We start from the raw sequence: 24,524 nt of genomic DNA on the forward strand, positions 1-24,524 counted from the left end.
GACTCCTTGAACAGCCTGCAAGACTTCAAGCGCAACGAGGCCATGGGCCTCGACCTGGGCTGGCTGAACCACATCCACGTCAACAAGGCTGCTGCCGAGCGCCGCGCCGCTTCGCTGGCGAACCGCCGTACCGTGAAGAAGGAGTACCAGGCAGCCTGGCTGGTCAAGGCGATCGAGCTGATCGACCTGACCACCCTGTCCGGCGACGATACGCCGGGCCGCGTGGAGCGCCTGTGCATGAAGGCGCTGCGCCCGCTGCGCACGGACCTTGTCGAGGCGCTGGGCCTGCAGGAACGTAACCTCAAGACGGGGGCGGTCTGCGTGTACCACGAGATGATCCGCCATGCGGACAAGGTGCTGCAAGGCCGCCTTCCCATCGCCGCCGTGTCGACCGGCTTTCCGGCCGGCCTGACGAGCATGGAAACGAAGGTGCGCGAGATCGAACTGTCGGTGGCCGACGGTGCGCAGGAAATCGACATCGTCATCACCCGCCAGCACGTGCTGACGGGGAACTGGCAGGCGCTGTACGACGAGATGGTGGCTTACCGCCAGGCTTGCGGCGAAGCGCACGTGAAGGCGATCCTCGCCACGGGCGACCTGGTCACGCTGGAAAACGTGGCGAAGGCTTCGTGGGTGTGCATGATGGCCGGCGCGGACTTCATCAAGACGTCCACCGGCAAAGAGGGCGTGAACGCCACGATCCCCGTGTCGCTGGTGATGGTGCGGGCGATCCGCGAATACCACGAGCGTACCGGTTTCAAGGTCGGCTACAAGCCGGCCGGCGGCGTGTCGACCGCCAAGGCCGCGCTGCAATACATGACGGTCATGAAGGAGGAACTGGGCAACGAGTGGCTGGAGCCGCACCTGTTCCGCATCGGCGCATCGAGCCTGCTGACCGACATCGAGCGCCAGCTGGAACACTACGTGACCGGCAATTACTCCGCTGTCCACCGCCACGCGCAACCTTGAAACGCATCCTAAGACTATGCCTACTATCAACGAGATCCTGAACACCATGGAATACGGCCCCGCACCCGAGAGCCAGAAAGAAGCGCAGGCGTGGCTCGAGCAGCGTGGCCGCAAGTTCGGCCTGTTCATCGATAACCAGTGGTCGGAGGCGGGTGAGCTGTTCGCCTCCACCAATCCGGCCGACGGCACGCCGCTGGCCGAGCTGACGCAGGCCACGGCGGACGACGTGGACCGCGCCGTGCAGGCCGCGCGCCGCGCGCAACCGGCATGGGCCGCGCTGGGTGGCCATGGCCGCGCGAAGATCCTGTACGCGATCGCGCGCCTGATGCAGAAGCATGCGCGCCTGTTCGCCGTGCTGGAAACGCTGGACAACGGCAAGACGATCCGCGAAACGCGCGATGCCGATTTGCCGCTGGTGGCGCGCCACTTCTATCACCACGCCGGCTGGGCGCAGCTGCTGGACGAGGAATTTCCGAACCACCGCCCGGTAGGCGTCGTGGGCCAGATCGTGCCGTGGAACTTCCCGCTGCTGATGCTGGCGTGGAAGATCGCACCGGCGCTGGCAGCCGGCAACACGGTCGTGTTCAAGCCGGCCGAGTTCACGCCACTGACCGCGCTGCTGTTCGCGGACATCTGCGTGCAGGCCGGCGTGCCGGCCGGTGTCGTCAACATCGTCACCGGCGACGGCCGCACGGGCGAAGCGATCGTCAGGCACGAAGGTATCGACAAGCTGGCGTTCACCGGCTCCACCGAAGTGGGGCGCCTGATCCGCGAGGCCACGGCCGGCAGCGGCAAGAAGCTGTCGCTGGAACTGGGCGGCAAGTCGCCGTACATCGTCTTCGAGGATGCCGACATCGACGCGGCCATCGAAGGCCTCGTCGATTCGATCTGGTTCAACCAGGGGCAGGTGTGCTGCGCCGGTTCGCGCCTGCTGGTGCAGGAATCCGTGGAAGAGCGCTTCCTGAAGAAGCTGAAAGCGCGCATGGACAACCTGCGCCTCGGTTCGCCGCTGGACAAGTCGATGGACATCGGCGCGCTGGTCGACCCGATCCAGCGCCAGCGCATCCACGGCCTGGTGGAAGCGGCACGTTCGGAAGGCTGCGAGATCTACCAGCCGTCCGCGTGCGAGATCCCGGCCGACGGCTCGTGGTTCCCGCCCACGCTGATCATGGGCGCATCGACATCCGCCGCCGTGGCGCAGGCCGAGATCTTCGGCCCCGTGCTGGTGGCGATGAGCTTCCGCACCCCGGCCGAAGCCGTGCAACTGGCGAACAACACCGTGTATGGCCTAGCTGCCTGCGTGTGGTCCGAGAACATCAGCCTGGCGCTGGACGTGGCACCCGCCATCAAGGCCGGCGTGGTGTGGATCAATACCGCGAACCAGTTCGATGCCGCATGCGGCTTCGGTGGCTACAAGGAATCGGGCTATGGCCGTGAAGGCGGCCGCGAGGGCTTGTATGAATACCTGGTGCCGGTGAGCGAGGATGCGCGGCCTGCCGCGCCTTTGGTGACGAAATCCGCGCCGTCGAAAACGGCAGCTTCCGCCGATCCTTTCGCCATCGACCGTACCGCGAAACTGTACATCGGCGGCAAGCAGGCACGCCCGGACGGCGCCTACAGCCGTGCGATTCACGGCGCGGACGGCAAGTTCCTCGGCGAAATCGGCGAGGGCAGCCGCAAGGACATCCGCAACGCCGTCGAAGCCGCGCACAAGGCTGCCGGCTGGACGAAGGCCACCGCGCACAACCGCGCGCAGGTGCTGTACTACATCGCCGAGAACCTGGCCGCCCGCGGCCGCGAATTCGCCGACCGTATCGCCGCGCAGACGGGTACCCGCGAGGCTGAAAAGGAAGTGCAGGCATCGATCGAGCGCCTGTTCTACTGGGCCGCGTGGGCCGACAAGTACGATGGCGCCGCGCACCAGCCGCCGATGCACGGCATCACCGTGGCGCTGAACGAAGCGATCGGCGTGATCGGCATCGTCTGCCCGAACGAGAACCCGCTGCTGGGCTTCATCTCGCTGGTGGCACCGGCCATCGCCGTGGGCAACCGCGTGGTGGCCGTGCCTTCCGAGGCCTATCCGCTGTCGGCCACCGACCTGTACCAGGTGTTCGACACGTCGGACCTGCCGGGCGGCGTGGTCAACATCGTCACCGGCAGCGCCGACGAACTGGCCCGCACGCTGGCCACGCACGCGGATATCGACGCGGTGTGGCGCCATGACGGCTCGGCGGAAGGCTGCGCCGAAGTGGAGCGGCTGTCCGCCGGCTCGCTGAAGCGCACGTGGACCGGCGGCGCGAAAGGGCGCGACTGGTTCAGCGTGCAGCAGGCAGCCGGGCGCACCGTGCTGCAGCACGTGACGCAGGTGAAGAATATCTGGATTCCTTACGGAGTCTGACTTGACTGCATGACGTCGCGAACGGCGCCGAAGTGACCGGTGTCTGACACCATCTCCGGAAGATTCACCCGGAAATGGTGTCAGACACCGGTTTTCCCTGGCGCTGGTGGCACAACCCCCGACACAGCACTCCCAAGGCTTGCGCTCCACGAGAGCGCAACTCAAAGAAAGAAAACACACCATGTACCTCCCCCAGGAAATCATCCGCAAGAAGCGCGACAAGGGCACCCTGACCGCCGACGAAATCAATTTCTTCGTCAAGGGCATCACCACCGGTGAAACGACCGAAGGCCAGATCGCCGCGCTGGCGATGGCCGTGTACTTCAACGACATGACGATGGACGAACGCGTTGCCTTCACGCTCGCCATGCGCGATTCCGGCGACGTGCTGGAATGGCAATCGCTGGACCTGCCCGGCCCCGTGATGGACAAGCACTCGACCGGCGGCGTGGGCGACCTCGTCTCGCTGCTGCTCGGGCCCATGATCGCCGCGTGCGGCGGCTTCGTGCCGATGATCTCGGGCCGCGGCCTGGGCCACACCGGCGGCACGCTGGACAAGTTCGACTCGATCCCCGGCTACACGACGGTGCCGGACAATGCACTGTTCCGCAAGGTCGTGAAGGAAGTCGGCGTGGCCATCATCGGCCAGACGGCTTCGCTGGCACCGGCCGACAAGCGCTTCTACGGCATCCGCGACGTGACGGGCACCGTCGAATCGGTGGCGATGATCACCGGTTCGATCCTGTCGAAGAAGCTGGCCGCCGGCCTGGATGTGCTGGCGATGGACGTGAAGGCCGGCAGCGGCGCGTTCATGCCCACGTACGACAAATCGGTGGAGCTGGCCGAGTCGATCGTCCACGTCGGCAATGGCGCCGGCACGCTGACTTCCGCGCTGCTGACGGACATGAACGAATCGCTGGCGCCCGCCGCCGGCAATGCCGTCGAAGTGCGCTGCGCGATCGATTACCTGACCGGCAAGTCGCGCCCGGCGCGCCTGCACGAGGTCACGCTGGCGCTGTGCGCCGAGATGCTCGTGCTGGGCAAGCTGGCCGCCAACGAAGAGGAAGCGCGTGCGAAGCTGCAGGCATCGCTCGACTCCGGCGAGGCCGCCGACCGCTTCGCCCGCATGGTCGCGGCACTGGGCGGCCCGGCCGACCTGATGCAGGATCCCGACAAGTACCTGGAAAAGGCACCCATCATCGTGCCGGTACCGGCATTGCAATCGGGCTACGCCTCGGCCACGAACTGCCGCGCCATCGGCCTGGCCGTCGTCGCACTGGGCGGCGGCCGTACCCGCCCGCAGGACACGATCGACTTCGCCGTCGGCCTGACCGGCCTGGCCGAGCTGGGCCAGCGCATCGAGGCTGGCCAGCCGCTGGCGTTCGTCCACGCCCGCACCGAAGCCGCCGCCCAGCGCGCCATCGCCGACGTGCAGGCCGCCTACACGATCGCCGACACGGCCCCGGCCGCCAACCCGATCGTCTACCGCACGATCCGCCCTTAAAGACACCGGGGACAGTCCCCGATTTAACAATATTGCCCAAAACCGGGGTCAGACCCCGGTTTCAGGAAACATTACTTAAAACTGGGGTCTGACCCCGGTTTCGGGAAACATTGCTGATGAATACGGAACAATTGATCGAGGAAGCCAAGGCGGCGCGGTTGAAGGCTTATACGCCGTACTCGAATTTCAAGGTGGGGGCGGCGCTGCTGGCCCGCGATGGCAAGGTGTTCCATGGCTGTAACGTGGAAAACGCGGCGTACGGCCTGTGCAATTGTGCCGAGCGCACGGCGTTTTTCAGCGCCTTCGCGCATGGCTACCAGCCGGGCGATTTCGACAAGCTCGCCGTCGTTGGCGAGACCGAAGGCCCGATCGCGCCATGCGGCGCGTGCCGCCAGGTGATCCTGGAACTGGGCGGCAACGCGCTGCCCGTCATCCTCGCGAACCTGAAAGGCGACGTGTTCGAGACGACGGCGGCGGCCCAGCTGCCGAACGCGTTCGGTGGCCACGACCTGAAACGCACGTAAGCGTGCCGTGAAGAAGACGATCGACGTCCAGGCCGCCGCCGCCATCGCTTCGCTGGAGGCGATCGCGGCGAAGACGCAGGGCACGTTCGGCGTGGGCGGCGTGATGCTGGATGGCTTCGGCAATGTGCTGCAGGCCGTCCACAACGAGGTGATCCGCGACGGCCTGATCTGGGACCCGACCGCTCACGGCGAGCGCCAGCTCGTCGACTGGTATTTTGCCGAGCAGGCCAGGGGCAGGGCGCTGCCGCCGCCGCACGAGATCACGATCGTCACGTCGCTCGACCCGTGCTGCATGTGCGCGGGAGCGATCCTGGCGGCGGGATTCCACGTCGTCATCGCCGCCAACGATGCCGATGCCGGCATCAACCACGATGGCAGCGGCACGTTCCCGGCACTGCCCGAAGGCCTGCGCCCGCAGGCCTGTACCACCTTCGCGTATCCGGCGGTGCTCGGTTCGTCGTCCTATGCGCGCGCCGCGACCGGCGCGCCGCCGCCGTTCTTCATCGGCAAGACAATTGCCGAGCCCACCCAGGCCCTGTGCTCGCTCGTATTCGAGGCCACGACGGAAGCGGTGACGGAGCTGTTCGACAACGATCCGCCCCGCGAAGGCCTGCTCGATCCCGCCAAGCTGCCGGAAGAGCATGCGATCGTGCGCGCACTGAAGCGGGCCTGCCCGGATGCGCTGACCTACCGCGCCACGCCGCGCCGCCCGGATGCCGGCCTGGCACCCTACCTGCGCCATGCGATGGAACGCGACCGCGCACAGGGCGGGAGCGGCAATGCAGTGGCCATGCTCGATGCGTTCGGCAACCTGCTGCTGTGCTGCCACGGGCGGCATGCGCAGTCCGAGATTCGCACCGCGTTCATGGAATGCACGCGTGCGTATGCGCAGTTGCGCTACCGGCTGATGGCCGGCGCCGATGCGGACCGCCAGCAGGAAGTGCGCCGCTACCTCGGCCACCCGAAGGATGGTACGTTCGTGCTGGCCGTGGGGCCGGACGACAGCGCGCTCAGCTTCATGGAGCTGGGGGCCTATGGTTCGACGATGGAAGGCGCGCTGCCGCCGGACAATCCGACGCAGCTGCAGTATGTGCAGCCAGGCATGGCACCCGACCGGCTGGAAGCGCTATGCGCGAACCTGCCGCCGCTGTACCGCGATCTGATCGGAATCAAGCCGGTGCAAGTCGTGGATAGCGCACTGATCCAGGCAATGAACGATGCCGGCGCCGGGTAAGGCCAGGAAATAAAGGAAACGAACCACCGCACCGGCTGGCTGGCCGGCGGGAATGTATCGACCAGGTTCGTCGACCAGCTGCGTCGATCAGGTTCGTCGACCAGCTGTATCGACCAGGTTCGTCGACCAGGTTCGTCGACCAGCAGCGTCGACCAGCAGCGCCCGGTCAGCGCGGCCGTTCAGCTTCGGCCCATGGATCGTAGGTGCCGATGCTCCACACATGGCCCTCCGGGTCGCGGCACGTGAAGCCGCGGCCGCCGTAATCCTCATCCTGCAGCGGCAGCACGACTTCGCCGCCCGCATCCATCACGCGTTCATGCACCCTGTCCGCATCGTTGACGACGAGATAGGAACTTTGTGTCACGCCCCCCGTTTCCGATGGCTGTTTCAGCAGGCGGCCATAGTCGGTATCGAAGATCGATCCCAGCATGATCATGCCGTTGCCATAGGAGAGCTGGGCATGGGCCACGGTGCCGTCCTCGTTGCGCACCACGAGGGTGGCTTCGAAGCCGAGGGTACTGCACAGCCATTCGATGGCGGCAGGGGCATCGCGGTAACGCAGGCAAGGCATGATGGTGGCGCGCGTGTGCTTGGGTACGGTCCGGGGACTGGACACATTGCGTAATGTCGTCATTCCGCTTCTCCCTGTTCTGTTGCGGGTTTCTGGTAGGCGAAACCCCAATATAGACCAGGGTAGAAGGCGGGGCAAGCGAAGTCAGGCACTCTCCACGGACCCGGCCAACAGGCGCGCAACACTCACATTTGCTGGAATAAATGGGTGTTGCCGCGACTGACTTCGAGCTGTTCCGCGCAGTGTTTCACGCGCACCATTTGCCGCCCGCGCAGGTCGCGCGTGACTTCCGCGATCGCATCCACGCGCACCAGGGTGGAGCGGTGGATGCGCCAGAATTCGTCCGGATCCAGCTCGTCCGCCAGTTCCTTCAGCGTCTTGCGGATCAGGACTTCGCCCTGTGCCGTCTGCACGCGGGTGTACTTTTCGTCGGCCTGGAAGAACAGGATCTCGCGCGTGCTGATCATGCGCAGGCTGCTGCCCACCTGGGCCTGGATCCAGTGCAGGTATTCGCGCCCGCCCTTGCCGCCGCCGGCACGCCCGTCGAGCAGGCGGGTCAGCTGCGCCGCGATATCGCTCGGCTGCTGCCCGATGCGGGCCTTCAGCCGTGCGCAGGTGGTCCGCAGCCGTTCGCCGCCGACGGGTTTCAGCAGGTAGTCCAGCGCGCCCTGCTCGAAGGCCTCGATCGCATACTGGTCGTAGGCGGTGACGAAGACGATGTGGCAGCGGTTGAACAGCATGCGCGCCGCTTCGATGCCGGACAGGCCGGGCATGCGGATGTCGAGGAATACCACGTCCGGCCGGTGCTGACCGGCCAGCGCGATCGCTTCCACGCCGTTTGCCGCCTCGGCCACGATCGCCAGTTCGGGCCAGCATTCGCGCAGCCGGGCGCGCAGCATGTCGCGCATCGGCTCTTCGTCGTCCGCGATCAGGGCAGTGGGCGTCATGGGGCCGCCCGTCATGGTGTCTTTTCCGCGAAGATGTCCGGCGCGAACGGCACGCGGATCGCAGCACGGCATCCGCCTTCGGACGGTGTCTCGATCTGCAGTTCGGCCCGCGCCCCATACATCAGCTTGAGCCGCTCGCGCACGTTGGCCAGGCCGATGCCGTCGCCCGCGTAGCATGAAAAGCCCACGCCGTCGTCCTGCACGTCCACCTGCAGCACGCTGCCCGCGGCGGATGCGCGGATGTCGATGCGGCCGCCCTCGATCTTCGGTTCCAGCCCGTGCTTGATCGCGTTCTCGATCAGGATCTGCAGCATCATCGGCGGAAAGGTGGCGCTTTCCAGCCCCGGCGGCACGTCGATCGACACGGCCAGCCGGGCCTTCATGCGCGCCTGCATGATCGCCAGGTAGGAGCGCGACAGGGCGATCTGCCGGCCCAGCGTGCCGTTGCCCCGCGAGCGCATTTGCGGCAGCGTGGAGCGCAGGTAATCGATCAGGTGCTGGTGGATGCCCGCCGCCTGCGGCGGATCCGTTTCGATCAGCTGGCCGATCAGTGCCAGGGTATTGAAGAGGAAGTGCGGCTCCACCTGGGCCTGCAGCGCGGCCATGCGCGCTTCCACCAGGCGGCGTTCCAGCTCCTCGGTGCCCGCCTGCTCGGAAGCCCGGCGCGCCTCGATCTCGGCCTTGCGCTTGCCGCCCGCCAGCACCTTCAAGCCCAGCGAAATGACGATGAACGCGGCCGCCTGCTTGGGGTGGATCACCGGGGTGCAGGCCAGCAGCATTGCCAGCACCCACGTCACCACGAGCTGGCGCATCGGCACCTGTGCCAGCCAGTCGAAGAACTGCCACCACAGCGAGCTGGCGGTTTCGCCCAGCTCGCGCACGAATCCCAGCGCGCCGCGGGCGCCGCCCGTTGCCGTCTTCATCATCTCGTTACTCATCTGTTGCTCGTTGGTAGCTCATTAGTGGCGCATTGGTGGCGCATTGTCCTCGATTGGCCGCTCAGGGGGCTTCACTGAACATCGGGATGAGCGTGGTCGCGGTGGCGCGGCGGATGGCGATGCCCGCCGAGCGCGTTTGCCGCCAGCTTCACGAGCAGGAACAGCACGAACAGCGTGAGCGCCAGCGGCAACACCGTGATCAGCAGCGCGAGCATCACGCACGCGGCCAGCAGGGTCGGCCACGGCATCCGCTCCAGGCGGCGCATCGCATGCCGCACGATCCGCACCATGGCGCTCCATGCTTCTTGCACGGTATCGGTACAGGTTTTATTGATGGTCTTCATTGGCAATTCTCCATGAGTCGATGCATTCACTGTAGCGCGTTCGCCCGCAAGCAGGGGAGCCGATCCGACGAACGGAATTTTCCGGGGGGTGACTTGCGGCAGGGCGGGACAAACGGGCGTGAAAGCAACACGAATGGTCAAGCAAACGCACTGGATATGACTGCTTTCCTTGTGTTCGCGCAAGCCAAAACGCTATTCGTGCTATCCTATAAGAAATGTTCATTAACAAAATAAAATAATTCAGAGGGAAATCCATGTTGCGAACCAGTGCCGTCGCCGCTGTACTATCCGTCGCATTCGCGGCCGCCCATGCAGCGCCTTCTGCCGCTCCCCTGACCGCGACGCAGGTATTGAACCAGATGAACGCCGTGTCGCTGACGGATATCACGGCATCGTCGAATGGCCATGTGCATGGCCGCACGTGGGCCGCGGGCTCCGTGACCGGCGGCGAATACGGCAACCAGCTCGAGAAGGCCCCGGCATCCAGTTATGCCGGCCTGACCGCGGGGAATGTGACCTGGTCGACGGATGCGGCGGGCAACCACGGCAGGGTTACGGTCAACCGCGGCGGCGTGGTCTCCAGCGGCTCGCTCGAAGGCGTGACCGTCAACGAAGGCACGAACGTCGTGGCCGGCAGCGTGGGCAACTCCACGCTGAACCGCGCCTCCTGGGTTGGCGGCAGCGTATCGAATGCCACGTTCAACGGCGGCGCCTGGGTTGGCGGCAGCGTCGCCCATTCGAGCATCAATGGCGGCGCGACCATCGGCGGCGCGGTGGCGAACTCGAACATCAATGGCGAGGGCTTCGGCGGCATGACGGCGGAAATGAACACCAACAAGGCCGCCGCCACGTCGACCAACTTCGGCAAGGTGCTGAACGGCCTTTCCGATTCGCTGGCGCAGATGAAATCGACCGGCAGCACCGTCGACATCAGCGGCACCAAGGCCACCTTCACGGCGGTCGCGGATGCCGGCGGCGTGGCGGTGTTCGACCTGACCGGATTCGACGACAAGCTGTTCACGCTGGACGGGTTCGAATTCAACCTCAACGGTGCCACCACCGTGATCATGAATTCGGACGTGACCACCGCGTCGATCCATGCGGATTTCCTGGGCGGCGCCGCGCAGAAGATCGGCAGCAAGGTGATCTGGAACTTCCACGACGCCACGAGCCTGGCGATCGGCACGCAGTTCGGCGGCTCGGTGCTCGCCACCGGCGCGCTGGTCACCAATACCCGCGACATCGAAGGCGGCCTGTTCGCCAACGCGCTGGACCTGCAGGCCCAGGTGCACGTGCAGCCGTTCACCGGCAACGTCGGTTTCCTGTCGCCCGTGCCGGAACCGACCATGGTCGCGATGATCATGGCAGGCCTGGCCGTTTTCGGCATTGGCCGCGCACGCCGCAAGGAATGCTTCGCACGCGAATGAGCGTGGCCGGCGCCCGCCTTCAGCCGGTGGCCCGCGTGGCGGCCAGCACGAGGGCCAGGATCGTTTCCTCGGCCTCGTCGTAATCCTTCTTCAGCAACTGGCGCCGGTCCAGCACCAGCGCCATCTGCGGGGCGAAGTCCGCATAGGACTGCGTCATCGCCCAGATCGCGAACAGCAGGTGCGTGGCGCTCACGGGAGCGATGCGGCCAGTGGCGATCCACCGTTCGAAAACCTCGATGTCGCGTTTCAGCACCGGCACCACGCGTTCCCTGATCTGCCCGCCATACAGCTGGGCACCACCGATCACCTCCATCGCATACACGCGCGATGCGTAGGGCTGCTCGCGTGAAAAGCGCAGCTTCGCCTGCACATAGGCACGCAGCACGTCGGCCGGCGCATCGTTGCCGCCGGCCTGGGCCAGGCTGGACATGCGCTCCAGCCAGTCGTCCAGCACCTCGTCGAGCACGCGATGGTACAGCTCCAGCTTGGTGGGGAAGTAATACATCAGGTTCTGCTTCGACAGCCCGGCGCTTTCCGCGATCGCCGCGACCGACGTGCCTTCGTAGCCGCATTCGGCGAACACGCGCACGGCCACGGCGGCGATGTCGGCCTCCACCCGGTCGCGGTTCTGCATGCGGCGCGAGGCGGCGCCGGTGCGCACTTCGTTATTGCCGGCCATTGCGGTCTCCTTAAGGGATGTTCGATGCGGGACGTTGGACTGCGGGGTTCCTGAGTGCGGATTGCAGGAAGGCGCGCAGCACGGGATCGTGCGCATACGCCACGTTGAAGCGGAACCAGATCGTGGTGCTGGGCCGCAGCAGGAAGAATTCGTCCGGCGACAGCAGGATGCCGGCCCGCAGCGCGGCATCGGCGATGGTGCGGGCATTGTGCTGCGGCGTCGGCGCCACGTTCCAGCCGGCGGAAACGAACATGCCGCCGCGCGGCCGCGCCACGGGTTCCATGCCCACCTCCGCCAGCGCCTCGATCGTGCGTTCGCGGCCCTCGTCGAGCTGCGCCACGAGCTTGTCGACCATCCTGCGGTAGGCGCGGGCCGTGACCGCATGGTAGACGGCGCGCTCGTTGACTTCCGAAGTCGTCAGCCCCGTCAGCATCTTCACGCGCAGCAGTTCCGGCATCAGCGAGCCGGAAGCGCAGATCGAACCCACGCGCAGCACCGGCGACAGCGTCTTGGAAAAACTGCCCACGCGGATCACGCGGCGCAGGCCATCCATCGCCGCCAGCGACGCTTCGCCCCGGCCGGCCAGGTCGCGGTAGATGTCGTCCTCGACGAGCCAGAAATCGAACTGCTCGGCCATGGCCAGCAGCCGGTGCGCCTGCGCCTGCGACAGCGAGGTGCCCAGCGGATTTTGCAGCACCGTGTTGACGAACATGAGCCTGGGCTGCGCCTCGCGCGCATGCGCGGCCAGCGCGTCGAGATCGAGGCCATGTTCGCCGCGCGGAACGCCGACGGCGTTGCAGCCATGGTGGCGGATCAGCGACAGCAGGTTGCTGTAGCCGGGGTCTTCGACGAATACCGTGTCGCCGGGCCGCGTCAGCGTGCGCAGGATCAGGTCGAACGCATGGGTGGCGCCGTGCGTCAGCAGCACCTGGTCCGCCTCGACGGGAAACAGCTCGTCCGTCAGCACCGCCGCCACGTGCTGGCGCAGCGCGGGAAAACCGAGCGGATGGCCGTAGCCGCGCAGGCGGTTGGCCGGGATGCGCATCGCGTGGCGCACCGCGTCCAGGATGGTGTCCTCGCCATACCACTCCGGCGGCAGCCAGCCGGCGCCGACGGGCAGCGCATCGGCCACGCCGGAGTACAGGTCGGACGTCAGCGCATCGATGGTAACCGGGCCGGCCACCACCGCCGGAGGCAGCTGCGAGGCGATGTCGTGCCGCGCCACGTAGTAGCCCGAACCGCGCCGCGACGACAGCAGGCCCAGGTTGACCAGCCGGTCATAGGCCTCGACGACTGTGAAGGTACTCACGCCATTACACTTTGCGAACTGGCGCACGGAGGGCATTTTCGTGCCGATCCGTAGCGCCTTGCCCGAGATCATGGCCGTCAGCACGGCAACGATCTTGTCCACCAGGCTGCCCTTGCTGGCCCGCTCGATGACGATCGCCGGCCATGCCACGACTTCGGAAGCCTCTTCCGCGCTATTTCGTCTCGGTACCATCGTTTGAACTGTAGTGTTTTTATGACCAGTACGGTTGGATTGCCTTGCCAATTGTGTATATGTGACATAGTGACCGGCGTGTCTATTATTGCATCATGATTTTGCCAACTGGTAAAGAAATTTGCGGGCCGATCCGGCCGAAGGAGATCGCATGAACAAACCCGAGCAGCTGCATTCCCTGTCCGCTTTCTGGATGCCTTTCACCAACAACCGCGACTTCAAGGCCAGTCCACGCCTGCTGGTCTCGGCCGCCGGCGTGCATTACCGGGACGTCGACGGCAACCAGGTGCTCGACGGCACCGCCGGCCTGTGGTGCGTGCCGTGCGGCCATGCGCAGCCGAAGATCGTGGCGGCCGTGCGCGAGATGGTCGGCACGCTGGACTTCGCGCCCACGTTCCAGATGGGCCACCCGACCGCGTTCGAACTGGCGGACAAGCTGATGGACTACACGAACCACAAGTTCGGCCACGTGTTCTACACGAACTCCGGCTCGGAAGCGGTGGATACGGCATTGAAAATGGCGCTGGCGTACCACAAGGCGCGCGGCGAGCCGGCGCGCACTCGGCTGATCGGCCGCGAACGCGGTTACCACGGCGTGGGCTTCGGCGGCATTTCGGTGGGCGGCATCGCCGGCAACCGCAAGCAGTACGGCACGCTGCTGCCGGGTGTCGATCACCTGCCGCACACGCACAACCTGGAAAAGAACGCCTTCACGCGCGGTGAGCCGGAACATGGCGCGCACCTGGCCGATGAACTCGAGCGCATCGTCGCGCTGCACGACGCTTCCACGATCGCCGCCGTGATCGTCGAACCGGTGGCCGGTTCCACCGGCGTGCTGATCCCGCCGAAGGGCTACCTGAAGCGGCTGCGCGAGCTGTGCACGAAGCACGGCATCCTGCTGATCTTCGACGAGGTGATCACGGGCTTCGGCCGCATGACCACGCCGTTCGCGGCCGACTACTTCGACGTCGAGCCGGACATGATGACCACGGCGAAGGGCCTGACCAACGGCACCGTGCCGATGGGCGCCGTGTTCACGAAAAGCTTCATTCACGACGCGTTCATGGATTCGCCCGCCGGCATCGAGCTGTTCCACGGCTACACGTACTCGGGCCACCCGCTGGCCTGCGCCGCATCGCTCGCCACGCTCGAAGTGTTCGAGGAACAGCGGATCATCGAACATGCGAAAGGCCTGCAGGACTACTGGGCCGACGCCGTGTTCTCGCTGAAGGACTTGCCGAACGTGATCGACCTGCGCTGCATCGGACTGATCGCCGGCATCGAGCTGGCGCCGATCCCCGGCAAGCCCGGCGTGCGCGGCTATACCGCCTTCAAGAAAGCCTTCGCCGACGGCGTGCTCATTCGCGTCACCGGCGACATCATCGCGCTGTCGCCGCCGCTGGTGTTCGAGAAGCAGCATATCGATGAGTTGTTCGGCAAGCTGGCGAAGATCCTGAAGGACCTGGGCTAAGCAGTCTGCTTGCATATCGGTCGCCACAAGCGACAGTAGTTGGCCGCGGAAGACCGGTGTCTGACACCATTTTCCGGAGGAAAATGGTGTCAGACACCGGTTCTCAGCCGCCAACAGCCAAGGTATCCCGCGCCACGCACCACGCATCACCACCCCAAAAGCCTAAAAGGAGACATACCATGCTCGTAGGCGTACCCAAGGAAATCAAGAACCAGGAATCCCGCGTGGGCCTTACCCCGGCCAGCGTGAAGGAACTGACGCTGCGCGGCCACCCCGTGCTCGTCGAACGCAATGCCGGCGCCGCCATCGGCCTCACGGATGCGATGTACGAAGCTTCCGGCGCCACGATCGCCGCCACCGCGCAGGAGATCTTCGAACGTGCCGACATGATCGTCAAGGTCAAGGAACCGCAGCCGCAGGAATGCGCGATGCTGCGCGAAGGCCAGATCCTGTACACCTACCTGCATCTTGCTCCCGACCCGGAGCAAACAAAAGCGCTGGTTGCATCGAAGGCCGTCTGTATCGCCTACGAAACCATCACCGGCCCGAACGGCGGCCTGCCGCTGCTGGCGCCGATGAGTGAAGTGGCGGGGCGCATGGCCGTGCAGGCCGGCGCCGCGCACCTGGAAAAGTCCAAGGGCGGCATGGGCCTGCTGCTGGGCGGCGTGCCCGGCGTGGCGCCCGGCCACGTGGCGATCATCGGCGCCGGCGTGGTCGGCACCAATGCGCTGCAGATCGCCGTGGGCATGGGCGCGCGCGTGACGGTGCTGGACAAGAACGTCGACCGGCTGCGCCAGATCGACCTCGTGTTCGGCAACCGCGTGCAGACCATGTATTCGAATGCGCACACGATCGAGGAAGCGGTGCTGGGCGCCGACCTCGTGATCGGCGGCGTGCTTGTCCCCGGTGCCGCGGCGCCCAAGCTCGTCACGCGCCAGATGGTGGGCAAGATGAAGCAGGGCGCCGTCATCGTCGACGTGGCGATCGACCAGGGCGGCTGTTTTGAAACGTCGCGCGCGACTACCCACGAACAACCCACTTTCATCGTCGACGGCGTGGTGCATTACTGTGTCGCGAACATGCCGGGCGCCGTCGCGCGCACGTCCACGTTCGCCTTGAACAACGCCACCATCACGCATGCGCTGGCGCTGGCCGACAAGGGCTGGCACAAAGCGCTGCAAGCCAACCCGCACCTGAAGAACGGCCTGAACGTCTGCCAGGGCCAGGTCACGTACGAAGCGGTGGCCCGCGACCTCGGCTACGACCATGTGCCGGCCGACATGCTCCTCGCGTGATCCTCTGCTGTCCTGAACCCCCGCCTCAATCCCAATAACCTGAACGAGACCAAGATGAGCGACATTGACACCATCACCCATTACATCGGCGGCGCCAAGGCGGACACTCGCAGCGGCCGCTATGCCGACGTCTTCAATCCCGCGCTCGGCGAGCCCGTCGCCCGCGTGGCGCTCGGCACGCCGGAAGAAGTGGACGCCGCCGTGCAGGCCGCGCACGCCGCGTTTCCCGCTTGGGCCGACACGCCGCCACTGGCGCGCGCCCGCGTGCTGGCGAAATACCTGCAGCTGTGCCAGCAGCACACCGAGGAATTCGCGGCCATGCTGACGCGCGAACACGGCAAGACGCTGGCCGATGCGCGCGGCGAAGTGGCGCGCGGCATCGAGGTCGTCGAGTTCGCGCTCGGCATCCCGCAACTGCTGAAGGGCGAGTTCACGGACCAGATCTCGCGCGGCATCGACGCCTGGTCGATGCGCCAGCCGCTCGGCGTCGTGGCCGGCATCACGCCGTTCAACTTCCCCGTGATGGTGCCGATGTGGATGTTCCCGGTGGCCCTCGCCTGCGGCAACACGTTCATCCTGAAGCCTTCCGAGCGCGATCCCTCGCCATCGCTGCTGCATGCGGAGCTGTTGAAGAAGGCGGGCCTGCCGGACGGCGTGTTCAACGTCGTGCAGGGCGACAAGCTGGTCGTCGATGCGCTGCTGGAGCACCCGCACGTGCAGGCGATCAGCTTCGTCGGCTCCACGCCGATCGCCGAATACATCTATGCGAAAGGCAGCGCGAGCGGCAAGCGCGTGCAGGCATTGGGCGGCGCGAAGAACCACATGGTGGTGATGCCGGATGCCGACATGGAGATGGCCGTCGATGCGCTGATGGGCGCCGCATACGGTTCGGCCGGCGAACGCTGCATGGCGATCTCCGTCGTGGTTGCCATCGGCGATGCGGGCGACGCGCTGGTGGGCGCACTGGAACGGCGCACCGCCGCACTGAAAGTACGCGACGGTGCGGCGCACGATGCCGAAATGGGGCCTGTCGTCACGCTCGCCGCCAAGCAGCGCATCGAGCGCCTGATCGGCGAAGGCGTGGAGCAGGGCGCGAAGCTCGTCGTCGACGGCCGCAACTACCAGGTGCCGGAACGGCCGAACGGCTTCTTCGTCGGCGGCACGCTGTTCGACCACGTCACGCCGGACATGACGATCTACAAGGAGGAGATCTTCGGCCCCGTGCTGTGCGTGATGCGCCTGCCGGACGTGGGCAGCGCGGTGGATCTCATCAACCGCAACGAATACGGCAACGGCGTGGCCGTGTTCACGCGCGATGGCGGCGTGGCCCGCGAATTCGTGCGCCAGATCCAGGTGGGCATGGTGGGCGTGAACGTGCCGCTGCCGGTGCCGATGGCGTTCAACAGTTTCGGCGGCTGGAAGCGCAGCATGTTCGGCGACCACCATGCGTATGGTCCCGAAGGCGTGCGGTTTTATACGCGGCACAAGGCCGTGATGCAGCGGTGGCCCAACACCGCCACGGCTGGCGCGGAATTTGCATTCCCACAGATGAAGTAAGTAGCCGAATCAAGCAGTAGTTCTAAGCCAGCGGCCTGTGAGCACTGGTGTCAGTCACCGCAAAGCCGCGGCGCATGAAAGCCCGCGGTGCATGAGCGGTGCCTGACACCGGTTCTCATTCCCGCAGTGAAGTCAGGATCCAACCCAGCCAAGCCAGGAACCAGAACCATGCTCGACTCACTCAACTACATCCCCCACCCCAGCTCCACGAACAGCGAGCTGGCCACCCACTTCACCGACCTCGCGCCACCGTTGAACGCCCGCCAGGCGGCGATCGAAGCATCCCGCTGCCTGTACTGCTATGACGCGCCGTGTACGCGCATCTGTCCGTCGGACATCGACGTGGCCAGCTTCATCCGCAATATCCACGACCGCAACGTCGACGGCGCCGCGCTCGGCATCCTGAAGCAGAACATCTTCGGCGGCAGCTGCGCGCGCGTGTGCCCCACCGAAATCCTGTGCGAGGACGCCTGCGTACGCAACCACGATGCCGAGGGCCAGCCTGTGAAAATCGCGCTGCTGCAGCGCTACGCCACCGACAACATGAGTTTTACCGGGCACCCGTTCCAGCGTGCGAAAGCCACGGGCCGCAGGATCGCCGTCGTCGGTGCCGGCCCCGCGGGGCTGTCGTGCGCGCACCGCCTCGCCATGCTGGGCAATGACGTCGTGGTGTTCGAGGCGCAGGACAAGGCCGGTGGCCTGAACGAGTACGGGATCGCGAAGTACAAGCTCACGAACGATTTCGCCCAGCGCGAAGTCGACTTCCTGATGGGCATCGGCGGCATCGAGATCCGCCTGGGCCAGAAGCTGGGCGACAACCTGCACCTGAAGGACCTGCACGCGAACTACGATGCCGTGTTCCTTGGCCTTGGCCTCGGCGCCAGCCGCCAGCTGGGCCTGACCGGCGAAGATGCGCCGGGCCTGCTGGCCGCCGTCGACTATATCGCCGAACTGCGCCAGGCCGATGACCTCACCGCGCTGCCGGTGCCGAAGCGCGCGATCGTGATCGGCGCGGGCAATACCGCCATCGACATGGCCGTGCAGATCCAGCGGCTGGGCGCCGAGGAGGTGACGCTGGTGTACCGCCGCGGCTTCGAGGCGATGAGCGCCACGCACCACGAACAGGAAATCGCCAAGGCCAACCAGGTGCGCATGCGCACGTGGGCCCAGCCGCGGCAGGTGCTGCTCGACGCGGCCGGCCGCGTGCAGGGCATGCGCTTCGAGAAGACACGGCTGGAAGGCAACCGCCTCGTGGGCACAGGCGAAACGTTCGAGATCGCCGCCGATGCCGTGTTCAAGGCGATCGGCCAGACGATGGACGATGGCGCGCTCGCCGACCCCTTGGCCACGCTGCTCAAGCGCGACGGCGACCGCATCCACGTCGACGAACACTTCCGCACCGTGCTGCCGGGGATCTACGCCGGCGGCGACTGCGTGGCGCCGGGGCAGGACCTGACAGTGCAGGCGGTCCAGCACGGCAAGCTGGCGGCCATGGCGATCCACGCCGAACTTCAATCGAAACTGGAGGCAGCATAATGAGCGACGAATACAGCAACCTCGCCGTGGAATTCTGCGGCATCAAGTCGCCGAACCCGTTCTGGCTGGCCTCCGCGCCGCCCACCGACAAGGCCTACAACGTCATCCGCGCCTTCGAGGCGGGGTGGGGCGGCGTGGTGTGGAAAACGCTGGGCGAGGATCCGCCGGCCGTCAACGTGTCGTCGCGCTATTCCGCCATCTACGGCAAGAACCGCGAAGTCATCGGCTTCAACAACATCGAACTGATCACCGACCGCTCGCTGGACATCAACCTGCGCGAGATCACCGCCGTCAAGGAGGCATGGCCGGACCGGGCGATCGTCGTGTCGCTGATGCTGCCGTGCGAAGAGCACTACTGGGCCGACATCCTGCCGAAGGTGGAAGCGACAGGCGCGGACGGCATCGAGCTCAATTTCGGCTGCCCGCATGGCATGCCGGAGCGGGGCATGGGCGCGGCCGTCGGCCAGGTGCCGGAATACGTGGGCATGGTCACCGCGTGGTGCAAGAAGCACAGCAGGCTGCCGGTGATCGTCAAGCTCACGCCGAACATCACCGACATCCGCCACCCGGCGCGCGCCGCGAAAGGAGGCGGCGCGGACGCGGTCTCGCTGATCAACACGATCAATTCCATCACGTCGATCGACCTGGACCGGATGGTAGCGCTGCCCACGGTCGGTTCAGCGAGCACGCACGGCGGCTACTGCGGCACCGCCGTGAAACCCATCGCGCTGAACATGGTGGCCGAGATCGCACGCGATCCGGAAACGCGCGGCCTGCCGATCTCCGGCATCGGCGGCATCAACAACTGGCGCGACGCCGCCGAGTTCATCGCGCTCGGCGCCGGCTGCGTGCAGGTCTGCACGGCCGCGATGCTGCATGGCTTCCGCATCGTCGAGGAGATGAAGGACGGCCTGTCGCGCTGGATGGACACGCAGGGCTACCGCACCATCGAGGAGTTCCGGGGCCGCGCGGTGCCGAACACCACCGACTGGAAATACCTCGACATGAACTTCAAGACGATCGCGCACATCAGCCAGGCCGACTGCATCGGCTGCGGAAAATGCCACGTGGCGTGCGAGGATACGTCGCACCAGGCCATCGCCCGGCTGGTAGACGAGGCCACCGGCAAGCGCACGTATGAAGTGATCGACAGCGAATGCGTGGGCTGCAACCTGTGCGAGATCACGTGTCCCGTGCAGGACTGCATCACGATGGTGCCGCAGCAGAGCGGCAAGGCGTACATGAACTGGACGCAGGATCCGCGCAATCCGCGGGCGGAGCAGGTGCCGACCGCGGCGTGATGTGATTACTTGTTGAAGGCAGTTGCCCTCAAACCTGACCCCCAAAGCAGAACCTGGGGTCGGACCCGGCGGGTCTGACCCCGGCCTCTGCCTCCGGGTTAAATAGCTGAGGCGACCACTCAGCAAAACAGGATCCAAACCAGGAGAGCCCAGTGAACCAAGACATCAAAGCCAACCCCCACCTGTGGAACGAAGACCTCGCGCCCACGTCCGCCGCCCAGCGCACCTGGCTGTGGTACCACTTCGCGGCGCTGTGGGTGGGCATGGTGATGTGCATTCCCGCGTACACACTGTCCGCCAGCCTCATCGAGGGCGGCATGTCCGCGTGGCAGGCCGTATGGACCGTGTTCCTGGCCAATGCGATCGTGCTGGTGCCGATGCTGGCGATCGGCCACGCGGGCACCAAGTACGGCATTCCGTACGCGGTGCTGGCGCGCGCATCGTTCGGCACGGACGGCGCCAAGCTGCCTGCGCTGCTGCGTGCCATCGTGGCGTGCGGCTGGTACGGCATCCAGACCTGGTTTGGCGGCAGCATGATCTACACGCTGCTGGGCGTGCTGATGGGCGCCCCGATCGGCGGCGAGAAGATCGGCTGGCTGGGCATCAACGGCGCACAGCTGCTGTGCTTCCTGGCGTTCTGGGCGATCCAGATGTACTACATCGTGCATGGCATGGATTCGATCCGGAAGCTCGAGACCTACACCGCACCGCTGAAGATCCTGATCTGCTTCGTGCTGCTGTGGTGGGTCTACGACAAGGCGGGCGGATTCGGCCCGCTGCTGGACAAGCCTTCCCAGTTCGCGCCGGGCCAGCCGAAGGAAGGCCAGTTCTGGAACGCCTTCTGGCCGTCGCTGACGGCGATGGTGGGCTTCTGGGCCACGCTGGCGCTGAATATCCCGGACTTCACCCGCTTCGCCAAGTCGCAGAAGGACCAGATCGTGGGCCAGTCGATCGGCCTGCCGGTGCCGATGGGTTTACTGGCGGCGCTGGCGGTGATCGTCACGTCGGCCACCGTGGTCCTGTATGGCAAGGCGCTGTGGGATCCGGTGGACCTGGCCGCGCGGATGACCGGCGTGGCCGTGCTGGTCGCGCTGATCGTGCTGCTGGTCGATACCGTCAGCGTCAACCTGGCCGCCAACCTGGTCGGCCCGGCGTATGACTTTTCCGCGCTGGCGCCGAAACGCATCTCGTACCGCACGGGCGGCTACATCACGGCCGGCATCGCGCTGGCGATGATGCCGTGGAAGCTGCTGGAAACCACGCAGGGCTACATCTTCACGTGGCTGATCGGATACTCCGCGCTGCTGGGCCCCATCGCCGGCGTGCTGATCGTCGACTACTACCTGGTCCGCAAGACCGAGCTGACGGTGTCCGAGCTGTACCGCGAAGATGGCATTTACTCGTACGGCACCGGCTGGAACTTGGCCGCCGTCATCGCGTTCATCCTCGGCGTGCTGCCGAACATTCCCGGCTTCCTGAACGCGGCCTTTCCCGAAGCATTCCCGAATGTCGGCGCTACCTTCAAGACCATCTATACCTATGCCTGGTTCGTGGGCATCGCGATCGCCGCCGTAACCTATGCGGTGATGATGCAGCTGGCCGCATTCCGGCCGCCCACCCCAATCCTGAACGGAGACACCAAATGAGCCTGATCATTCGAGGCGGTACCGTCGTCAACGCCGACCGCGCCTTCCGCGCCGATGTGCTGTGCGACGGCGACCGGATCGTCGCCGTGGGCGACAACCTGGATGCACCCGTGGGCGCGAAAGTCATCGACGCCGCCGGCCAGTACATCATGCCGGGCGGGATCGATCCGCACACGCACATGAACCTGCCTTTCATGGGCACCGTGACGGCGGACGATTTTTACACGGGCACGGCGGCCGGCCTGGCGGGCGGCACTACGACGATCATCGATTTCGTCATCCCGAACCCGCAGCAGTCGCTGCTGGAAGCCTACCACCAGTGGCGCGGCTGGGCCGCGAAGGCGGCCGGCGACTACACGTTCCACGTGGCGATCACATGGTGGTCCGACCGCGTGCACGAAGAGATGGGCGTGCTGGTGCGCGACCACGGCGTCAACAGCTTCAAGCACTTCATGGCGTACAAGAACGCCATCATGGCCGATGACGAAACGCTCGTGAAAAGCTTCCGGCGCTCGCTGGAACTGGGCGCGATCCCCACCGTGCATGCGGAGAACGGGGAACTGGTCTACCAGCTGCAGCGCGACCTGCTGGCCAGGGGCATCACCGGGCCGGCGGCGCACCCGCTGTCGCGGCCACCGGCGGTGGAGGCCGAGGCGGCCAACCGGGCGATCGCGATCGCCGGCGTGCTGGAAACGCCGCTGTACATCGTGCACGTGTCGTGCAAGGAATCGCTGGACGCCATCACGCGCGCCCGCGCGGCCGGCCAGCGCGTATATGGCGAGGCACTGGCGGGGCACCTGATCATCGACGACAGCGTGTACCAGCATCCCGACTTCGATTTCGCCGCCGGCCATGTGATGAGCCCACCGTTTCGCAGCAAGGAACACCAGCGCGCGCTGTGGCAGGGCCTGCGGGCCGGCAACCTGCACACGACCGCCACCGATCACTGCACGTTCTGCGACGCGCAGAAGGCCGCCGGACGAGACGATTTCACGAAGATCCCGAACGGCTGCGGCGGTGTCGAAGACCGGATGGCCGTCATCTGGGACGAAGGCGTCAACAGCGGACTGCTGACGCCCTCCGAATTCGTGAAGGTCACGTCCGCCAACGCGGCGCAGATCTTCAACATCTATCCGCGCAAGGGCGTGGTGCAGGCGGGTGCCGATGCGGACGTCGTCGTCTGGGACCCGGCCGGCACGCGCACGATCTCGGCGAAAACGCAATTCGCAAAGGGCGGCTTCAACGTGTTCGAAGGCCGCACCGTGAAGGGCATCCCCAGCACCACGGTGGCCGCCGGCAAGGTGGTGTTCCACGGCGGCGAACTGATGGCCGTGGAAGGCGCCGGCCGGCACGTGGACCGTCCCGCGTTCCAACCCGTTACCGCATCTTGAGAGGACAGCAGATGAACGACATGACCGAGGCAGTAAAGACTGGCGTGGATCCGGAGGCGCTGCGGGTCGATGGCCAACGGCTGTGGGATGCGCTGATGGAGCTGGCGAAAATCGGCGCCACGGAGAAGGGCGGCGTGAAACGCCTGGCGCTGACGGACCTGGACCGGCAAGGCCGCGACCTCGTCGTCGGCTGGGGCAAGGCGGCCGGCATGACGGTCACGGTGGACCAGATCGGCAACGTGTTCATGCGCCGCGCCGGCACGAACGATGCGCTGCCGCCCGTGATGACGGGCAGCCACATCGACACGCAGCCGACCGGCGGCAAGTTCGACGGCAACTACGGCGTGCTGGCCGGGCTGGAAGTGGTGCGTACGCTGAACGACCACGCCATCCGCACGGAAGCGCCGATCGAGGTGGCGTTCTGGACCAACGAGGAAGGTTCGCGCTTCGTGCCCGTGATGATGGGCTCCGGCGTCTTCTGCGGGGCCTTCACATTGGAAACCGCCTATGCGGCCAGGGATGTCGACGGCAAGACGGTCGGCGAGGAGCTGGAACGCATCGGCTATCGTGGAGACCAGGTGCCGGGCGACCACCCGATCGGCGCCTATTTCGAGACGCACATCGAACAGGGCCCCGTGCTGGAGGATGCGGACAAGGTGATCGGCGTGGTGCCCGCCGTGATGGGCCTGTCGTGGTACGACTGCACGGTGACGGGCATGGAAGCGCATGCGGGGCCGACACCGATGCACCTGCGGCGCGATGCCATGCAGGTGGCCGCGCAGATCATTCCGGAGGTGGTGGCCATCGCCAACCGCTACCCGCCGTACGGCCGCGGCACGGTCGGCATGATGCAGGTGTTCCCGAACAGCCGCAACGTGATCCCCGGCCAGGTGAAGTTCTCGATCGACCTGCGCAACGTGAACGACGAGCTGTTGAACACGATGCACGAGGAGATGACGGCGTTCGTGGCGCGGGTGGCGGCCGATTCGGGCCTGGACGTGAAGCTGGAGCGCGTGTCGTACTACCCGCCATGCCCGTTCCACCCGAATGTCGTGGGCGCCGTGCGCAGTGCCACGGCTAAGCTCGGGTATTCGACGATGGACGTGGTGTCCGGCGCCGGACACGACGCGATCTATGCGGCGCGTCTGGCGCCTTCGGGCATGATCTTCGTGCCGTGCAAGGATGGCATCAGCCACAACGAGATCGAGGATGCCCAGCCGGCCCACCTGGAAGCCGGCTGCAACGTGCTGCTGCACGCGATGCTGGAACGGGCGAAGGTGGTCTAGGAACG

20 protein-coding genes are annotated in these 24,524 nt (G+C 66.0%); 14 read left to right on the forward strand and 6 right to left on the reverse strand.

Annotated features, from left to right (window positions below; genetic code table 11):
• The first annotated feature begins 42 nt into the window (after positions 1 to 42).
• From deoC to ACY65G_RS13420, 5 genes are all read left to right on the forward strand, one after another.
• Positions 43 to 969 (forward strand): deoxyribose-phosphate aldolase, encoded by a 927-nt coding sequence (deoC, locus tag ACY65G_RS13400; protein WP_464998027.1) that lies wholly within the window; start codon positions 43 to 45, stop codon positions 967 to 969.
• A gap of 16 nt (positions 970 to 985) precedes the next feature.
• Complete coding sequence (locus ACY65G_RS13405; RefSeq protein ID WP_464997853.1) at positions 986 to 3,367, forward strand: aldehyde dehydrogenase family protein; 2,382 nt, start codon at positions 986 to 988, stop codon at positions 3,365 to 3,367.
• A 181-nt stretch (positions 3,368 to 3,548) separates the two neighbouring features.
• Positions 3,549 to 4,871 carry a thymidine phosphorylase gene (gene deoA, locus ACY65G_RS13410; protein WP_464997854.1) on the forward strand — a complete coding sequence of 441 codons (1,323 nt, stop codon included), beginning with the start codon at positions 3,549 to 3,551 and terminating at the stop codon, positions 4,869 to 4,871.
• A gap of 116 nt (positions 4,872 to 4,987) precedes the next feature.
• Complete coding sequence (locus tag ACY65G_RS13415; protein ID WP_464997855.1) at positions 4,988 to 5,395, forward strand: cytidine deaminase; 408 nt, start codon at positions 4,988 to 4,990, stop codon at positions 5,393 to 5,395.
• A 7-nt stretch (positions 5,396 to 5,402) separates the two neighbouring features.
• On the forward strand, positions 5,403 to 6,629 hold the full coding sequence (locus tag ACY65G_RS13420; RefSeq protein ID WP_464997856.1) for a nucleoside deaminase: 1,227 nt from the start codon (positions 5,403 to 5,405) through the stop codon (positions 6,627 to 6,629).
• Positions 6,630 to 6,795: 166 nt separating this feature from the next.
• Here the strand turns inward: ACY65G_RS13420 and ACY65G_RS13425 are convergent, their stop codons facing one another.
• From ACY65G_RS13425 to ACY65G_RS13440, 4 genes are all read right to left on the reverse strand, one after another.
• On the reverse strand, positions 6,796 to 7,263 hold the full coding sequence (locus ACY65G_RS13425) for a VOC family protein (protein ID WP_464997857.1): 468 nt from the start codon (positions 7,261 to 7,263) through the stop codon (positions 6,796 to 6,798).
• A gap of 122 nt (positions 7,264 to 7,385) precedes the next feature.
• Complete coding sequence (locus tag ACY65G_RS13430; protein ID WP_464997858.1) at positions 7,386 to 8,162, reverse strand: LytR/AlgR family response regulator transcription factor; 777 nt, start codon at positions 8,160 to 8,162, stop codon at positions 7,386 to 7,388.
• Positions 8,159 to 9,085, reverse strand: a complete 927-nt coding sequence (locus ACY65G_RS13435) for a sensor histidine kinase (RefSeq protein WP_464997859.1) — start codon at positions 9,083 to 9,085, stop codon at positions 8,159 to 8,161. The genes ACY65G_RS13430 and ACY65G_RS13435 overlap by 4 nt, the downstream gene beginning before the upstream one ends.
• Before the next feature lie 71 nt (positions 9,086 to 9,156).
• Positions 9,157 to 9,429 (reverse strand): hypothetical protein, encoded by a 273-nt coding sequence (locus tag ACY65G_RS13440; protein ID WP_464997860.1) that lies wholly within the window; start codon positions 9,427 to 9,429, stop codon positions 9,157 to 9,159.
• A gap of 254 nt (positions 9,430 to 9,683) precedes the next feature.
• Here ACY65G_RS13440 and ACY65G_RS13445 point away from each other — a divergent pair, with 254 nt between their 5' ends.
• Positions 9,684 to 10,856: a collagen-binding domain-containing protein gene (locus tag ACY65G_RS13445; protein ID WP_464997861.1), complete on the forward strand. Its 1,173-nt coding sequence runs from the start codon at positions 9,684 to 9,686 to the stop codon at positions 10,854 to 10,856.
• Between the two features lie 19 nt (positions 10,857 to 10,875).
• Here ACY65G_RS13445 and ACY65G_RS13450 read toward each other — a convergent pair whose 3' ends face one another.
• Together ACY65G_RS13450 and ACY65G_RS13455 are read right to left on the reverse strand one after the other, a co-directional pair.
• Positions 10,876 to 11,535, reverse strand: coding sequence for a TetR family transcriptional regulator C-terminal domain-containing protein (locus ACY65G_RS13450; protein WP_464997862.1), 660 nt, complete (start codon positions 11,533 to 11,535; stop codon positions 10,876 to 10,878).
• Positions 11,536 to 11,545: 10 nt separating this feature from the next.
• Positions 11,546 to 13,036 (reverse strand): aminotransferase-like domain-containing protein, encoded by a 1,491-nt coding sequence (locus ACY65G_RS13455; protein ID WP_464997863.1) that lies wholly within the window; start codon positions 13,034 to 13,036, stop codon positions 11,546 to 11,548.
• Positions 13,037 to 13,187: 151 nt separating this feature from the next.
• Here ACY65G_RS13455 and aptA point away from each other — a divergent pair, with 151 nt between their 5' ends.
• From aptA to ACY65G_RS13495, 8 genes are all read left to right on the forward strand, one after another.
• Positions 13,188 to 14,507 carry an omega-aminotransferase AptA gene (aptA, locus tag ACY65G_RS13460; protein ID WP_464997864.1) on the forward strand — a complete coding sequence of 440 codons (1,320 nt, stop codon included), beginning with the start codon at positions 13,188 to 13,190 and terminating at the stop codon, positions 14,505 to 14,507.
• Between the two features lie 179 nt (positions 14,508 to 14,686).
• A complete protein-coding gene (gene ald / locus ACY65G_RS13465) occupies positions 14,687 to 15,802 on the forward strand; it encodes an alanine dehydrogenase (RefSeq protein WP_464997865.1) in 1,116 nt (371 codons plus the stop codon).
• Positions 15,803 to 15,856: 54 nt separating this feature from the next.
• Positions 15,857 to 17,359, forward strand: a complete 1,503-nt coding sequence (locus ACY65G_RS13470) for a CoA-acylating methylmalonate-semialdehyde dehydrogenase (protein ID WP_464997866.1) — start codon at positions 15,857 to 15,859, stop codon at positions 17,357 to 17,359.
• A 168-nt stretch (positions 17,360 to 17,527) separates the two neighbouring features.
• Positions 17,528 to 18,895 carry an NAD(P)-dependent oxidoreductase gene (locus ACY65G_RS13475; protein WP_464997867.1) on the forward strand — a complete coding sequence of 456 codons (1,368 nt, stop codon included), beginning with the start codon at positions 17,528 to 17,530 and terminating at the stop codon, positions 18,893 to 18,895.
• Positions 18,895 to 20,196, forward strand: a complete 1,302-nt coding sequence (preA, locus tag ACY65G_RS13480) for an NAD-dependent dihydropyrimidine dehydrogenase subunit PreA (RefSeq protein WP_464997868.1) — start codon at positions 18,895 to 18,897, stop codon at positions 20,194 to 20,196. The genes ACY65G_RS13475 and preA overlap by 1 nt, the downstream gene beginning before the upstream one ends.
• 152 nt (positions 20,197 to 20,348) lie before the next feature.
• Entirely contained in the window at positions 20,349 to 21,842 is a 1,494-nt protein-coding gene (locus ACY65G_RS13485; protein WP_464997869.1) for an NCS1 family nucleobase:cation symporter-1, read from the forward strand.
• The gene (gene hydA, locus ACY65G_RS13490; protein WP_464997870.1) at positions 21,839 to 23,233 is read left to right on the forward strand and encodes a dihydropyrimidinase; all 1,395 of its coding nucleotides are present in this window, start codon (positions 21,839 to 21,841) and stop codon (positions 23,231 to 23,233) included. Before ACY65G_RS13485 ends, hydA begins: the two co-directional genes overlap by 4 nt.
• An 11-nt stretch (positions 23,234 to 23,244) precedes the next feature.
• Positions 23,245 to 24,519, forward strand: coding sequence for a Zn-dependent hydrolase (locus tag ACY65G_RS13495; RefSeq protein ID WP_464997871.1), 1,275 nt, complete (start codon positions 23,245 to 23,247; stop codon positions 24,517 to 24,519).
• Positions 24,520 to 24,524: the final 5 nt, after the last annotated feature.

The sequence above is a fragment of the Pseudoduganella sp. jia 12 genome (assembly GCF_055502675.1).

Coding starts and splice junctions, on each gene's coding strand:
- deoC (WP_464998027.1), top strand. CDS start 43: ATGGGCCTCGACCTGGGCTGGCTGAACCACATCCACGTCAACAAGGCT.
- ACY65G_RS13405 (WP_464997853.1), top strand. CDS start 986: ATGCCTACTATCAACGAGATCCTGAACACCATGGAATACGGCCCCGCA.
- deoA (WP_464997854.1), top strand. CDS start 3,549: ATGTACCTCCCCCAGGAAATCATCCGCAAGAAGCGCGACAAGGGCACC.
- ACY65G_RS13415 (WP_464997855.1), top strand. CDS start 4,988: ATGAATACGGAACAATTGATCGAGGAAGCCAAGGCGGCGCGGTTGAAG.
- ACY65G_RS13425 (WP_464997857.1), bottom strand. CDS start 7,263: ATGACGACATTACGCAATGTGTCCAGTCCCCGGACCGTACCCAAGCAC.
- ACY65G_RS13430 (WP_464997858.1), bottom strand. CDS start 8,162: ATGACGGGCGGCCCCATGACGCCCACTGCCCTGATCGCGGACGACGAA.
- ACY65G_RS13435 (WP_464997859.1), bottom strand. CDS start 9,085: ATGAGTAACGAGATGATGAAGACGGCAACGGGCGGCGCCCGCGGCGCG.
- ACY65G_RS13440 (WP_464997860.1), bottom strand. CDS start 9,429: ATGAAGACCATCAATAAAACCTGTACCGATACCGTGCAAGAAGCATGG.
- ACY65G_RS13445 (WP_464997861.1), top strand. CDS start 9,684: ATGTTGCGAACCAGTGCCGTCGCCGCTGTACTATCCGTCGCATTCGCG.
- ACY65G_RS13450 (WP_464997862.1), bottom strand. CDS start 11,535: ATGGCCGGCAATAACGAAGTGCGCACCGGCGCCGCCTCGCGCCGCATG.
- ACY65G_RS13455 (WP_464997863.1), bottom strand. CDS start 13,036: ATGGTACCGAGACGAAATAGCGCGGAAGAGGCTTCCGAAGTCGTGGCA.
- aptA (WP_464997864.1), top strand. CDS start 13,188: ATGAACAAACCCGAGCAGCTGCATTCCCTGTCCGCTTTCTGGATGCCT.
- ald (WP_464997865.1), top strand. CDS start 14,687: ATGCTCGTAGGCGTACCCAAGGAAATCAAGAACCAGGAATCCCGCGTG.
- ACY65G_RS13470 (WP_464997866.1), top strand. CDS start 15,857: ATGAGCGACATTGACACCATCACCCATTACATCGGCGGCGCCAAGGCG.
- ACY65G_RS13475 (WP_464997867.1), top strand. CDS start 17,528: ATGCTCGACTCACTCAACTACATCCCCCACCCCAGCTCCACGAACAGC.
- preA (WP_464997868.1), top strand. CDS start 18,895: ATGAGCGACGAATACAGCAACCTCGCCGTGGAATTCTGCGGCATCAAG.
- hydA (WP_464997870.1), top strand. CDS start 21,839: ATGAGCCTGATCATTCGAGGCGGTACCGTCGTCAACGCCGACCGCGCC.
- ACY65G_RS13495 (WP_464997871.1), top strand. CDS start 23,245: ATGAACGACATGACCGAGGCAGTAAAGACTGGCGTGGATCCGGAGGCG.